The organism is Schnuerera sp. (genome assembly GCF_035459645.1).
Lineage (GTDB): Bacteria > Bacillota > Clostridia > Tissierellales > Tepidimicrobiaceae > Schnuerera.
Genome location: NZ_DATHXO010000145.1, coordinates 1 through 3,287 on the forward strand (window position 1 = coordinate 1; position 3,287 = coordinate 3,287).

General features: G+C 33.8%; 3 protein-coding genes and 1 pseudogene. All 4 read right to left on the reverse strand.

Annotation, left to right across the window (positions count from 1 at the left end):
• A partial coding sequence (locus VK998_RS03325; protein WP_325225462.1) for an ABC transporter ATP-binding protein occupies window positions 1–1,048 on the reverse strand: 1,048 nt, incomplete at its 3' end.
• Window positions 1,049–1,060: 12 nt separating this feature from the next.
• On the reverse strand, window positions 1,061–1,993 hold the full coding sequence (locus VK998_RS03330) for an ABC transporter permease (RefSeq protein WP_325225463.1): 933 nt from the start codon (window positions 1,991–1,993) through the stop codon (window positions 1,061–1,063).
• Entirely contained in the window at window positions 1,993–2,937 is a 945-nt protein-coding gene (locus VK998_RS03335) for an ABC transporter permease (protein ID WP_325225465.1), read from the reverse strand. The genes VK998_RS03330 and VK998_RS03335 overlap by 1 nt, the downstream gene beginning before the upstream one ends.
• Window positions 2,938–2,997: 60 nt before the next feature.
• A pseudogene (locus VK998_RS03340) lies at window positions 2,998–3,287 on the reverse strand (peptide ABC transporter substrate-binding protein); the annotation flags it as partial.

Here is a 3,287-nt window from a genome sequence, read left to right on the forward strand (position 1 = left end):
AGCCATTTGCCTTCACCTGCCATTGTCTCCTTAAATTTCTTATAGATTCTGGTGGTTCAACTTTCGGCGCTCTAGGGTCAAGTAACCAAGTTCGAGCTTTATGAGTAGGACTCACCTGAAAATAAGGGGGCCTTTCGACAAAATCTATTTTTAAAGCCTTTTCATTTCTAGGGGCAAAGGCATCTCCTTTTATTTCATTAAATAAATTTGGTGGTGTTCCTTTTATGGAATATAAAGGCTCTCCTTTAATTCCTAGCTGTGGCAATGAAGAAAGTAATGCCCAAGTATATGGGTGTTGCCCATTATAAAATACTTCTTCACAAGTTCCTACCTCTATTATATCTCCTGCATACATTACTGCTATTCGATCTGCAATATTTGCTACTACCCCTAAATCATGAGTTATATATATGGTCGTCAACCTATATTTCTTTTGTAAATTTTTAAGTAGATTTAATATTTGGGCTTGTATGGTTACATCTAATGCTGTAGTAGGTTCATCACATATAAGTATTTTAGGATTACAAGCTACTGCAATTGCAATAACAACCCTTTGTCTCATTCCCCCAGAAAATTCATGAGGATATTGGTTATATCTTCTTCTTGGTTCATTTATACCTACATCATTAAGTATCTCAATTACCTTTTCCTTTGCATGGTCTCCTTTTAAACCTTGGTGCAAAACTACAGCCTCTTCTACTTGACTTCCTATTGTCTTTAGAGGATTTAACGAAGTCATAGGTTCTTGAAAAACCATAGCAAATTCTCTTCCTCTGATTTTAATCCAATCCTCTTCTGTTTTATATTTAGCCAAGTCTTCTCCATTATATAATATATTTCCAGAATCTATCCACCCATTAGCATCTAATAGTCCCATGAAAGTTTTAGTAAATACAGATTTACCGGCTCCAGATTCTCCTACAATAGCTAAACTTTCTCCTTCATAAAGATCCAAAGAAGCTTCCCTTATAGCAGTTAATATTTTTCCTCTTAAATTGAATTTAACTACCAAATCTTTTATAGATAGTATCACATCAGAATTTGTCATCTAATCCACCTCCTATACGTGATTCCTTGGGTCAGAAGCATCTGCAAATACATTTCCTATTACATAGAAAGATATGGTTATTATAGAAAGTACTACTGCTGGAAAAATTAATTGGTAACGTAAAGATGGTACTCCCATTACTCTTCTGCCTTCATTGATTAAATTTCCTAAGGATGGAATACTTATAGGAAGTCCTAATCCAATGTAAGTTAAAAAAACTTCGTAACCTATGGCAGCAGGAATTGCCAATGCCATTCTTAACATAATTACAGAAACTAAATAGGGTAATAAATTTTTAGTAATTATTCTATTAGTTGGTGTGCCTAAACATCTGGAAGCAAGATTATATTCTCTATCTCTAATAATGACTATTAGATTCCTAACAAATCGGGCCATGTTTAACCATCCAGTCATACACATGGCAAAAATCATAGTAAATACGCTAGGCTTCATTATGTATGTTAAAAGTATTAAAACTATTGTAGTGGGTATATTGTTTAAAACGTTATATGCTGAAGTAATAAAAGATTCCAAACGTCTAACGTATCCCCACAAAGCTCCAACGATAATCCCAATTATGGCTTCATACAATCCTACAAAAAAACCTATTAACAATGAAGTCCTAGTACCACTCCATATACGCGCCCAAAGATCTTGACCAATGGAATTGGTTCCAAACCAAAATTCAGAATCAGGAGGATTATTCCTTAATTGCATACCTGTAGCCTCATCTATATGGATTTTTGTTGGAGATTTTTGCCCTGGTAAATAAGGTTGTATCATTGTAAAAGTTAGTACTGTTATCATTAAAAACAATAAGAATACAGCCACTTTGTTTTTCATAAATACTTGAACAGTAGAACGCCAATAGGAATAATTTGAGTATCCAGTTCTTTCAGCTTTAGTCCCATCATATGCTGCAAATTCAAATAGAGATTTATCCATTATCTAGCACCTGCCTTTCTTTCCAACTTAATCCTTGGATCTAAGGTTGCCATTAAAACATCACCTAAGAATAATCCTATTATCCCTATAGATGAATATATGAGTACCAAAGCTTGAACTAATGTATTGTCTTGCCGTTGAATAGCATCTACTAGAAGACCCCCCATTCCTGGTATAGAATATAAGGATTCTATATATATTGAACCGGATATAGTAAACAATAGAGAAGTAGGCAGATATTGGACCATAGGAACGAAAGCATTCCGAAGTACATGTTTTACCATTATAGATTTATCTCTTAAACCTTTCGCCCTTGCTAGTTTTACATAGTCTTTATTTAGCTCATCAACCATGTACCGTCGCATCCACATTGCATAAGAAGCAGTTCCACCTAGAGACATGGAGATAGCTGGCAAAATCCAACTAATAGGTCTATCTGGATTAAATAAAATGGGAAGTTTTAAAATATCCGTTACGTATAATTGCAAAAATAAATAATATACTGCAGCAGGAACTGCATTAATAAATACTATATATCCTGTACCTATTTTGTCCCAAAATTGGTTTTTACTTCTAGACATAGTAATACCTAATGATACTCCAAAAATTAAAGAAATTGCCATGGCAGCTAATCCAAAACGTACTGAATATGGAATTTTGCTTTTTAGAATTTCAGCTATAGGCACTTTAGGTCGATAAATTATTGATTCTCCTAAATCTCCAGATAAAAGATCATAATAAAAGTTTTTAAGCTGAATATGCATAGGATCTCTAAGTCCCATGCTAGTCAATATTGCTTCTTTTTGTACCTCATCCAACTTTTCATATCCATCACCAAAATAACCTTCCTCTGGCATTAGTCGCATAAGAAGAAATACAACAGTTATTACAATAAACAATGTTATTAAAGATTGAAATAACCTTTTAAAGGAATATTTTAACATACTGGTCCTCCTTCCTTGTTGTCAGGCGGCCAAAAGGCCGCCCTACATAATTGTCCATTATTATTCAGCTGCATCCTTTAAAGCCTCTGCTCTTTCTTTTTCCCATATTTCAAGTGCTTCTGTAAATTGCTCTGAATTCATTGGTTTCTCCATTATTTTTTGTCCTTTAAATCTTTCTGCTGAAACTCCAAAAGGTGAATACAAAGATTCAAATGGATTCAATCTAGAAGCAGAATAACCTCCTCCACCTACTGCATATGGAATTATAAAAGCTTCCTCTATTAAAAATGCTTCTGCTTTTGCAAATAATCTATATCTATTTTCTATATCAATTACTTCAGCTTTAGCCT

Bases quoted from the DNA above. Each gene is read 5' to 3' on its own strand.
- VK998_RS03330 (WP_325225463.1), bottom strand. From the start codon at position 1,993: ATGGATAAATCTCTATTTGAATTTGCAGCATATGATGGGACTAAAGCT.
- VK998_RS03335 (WP_325225465.1), bottom strand. From the start codon at position 2,937: ATGTTAAAATATTCCTTTAAAAGGTTATTTCAATCTTTAATAACATTG.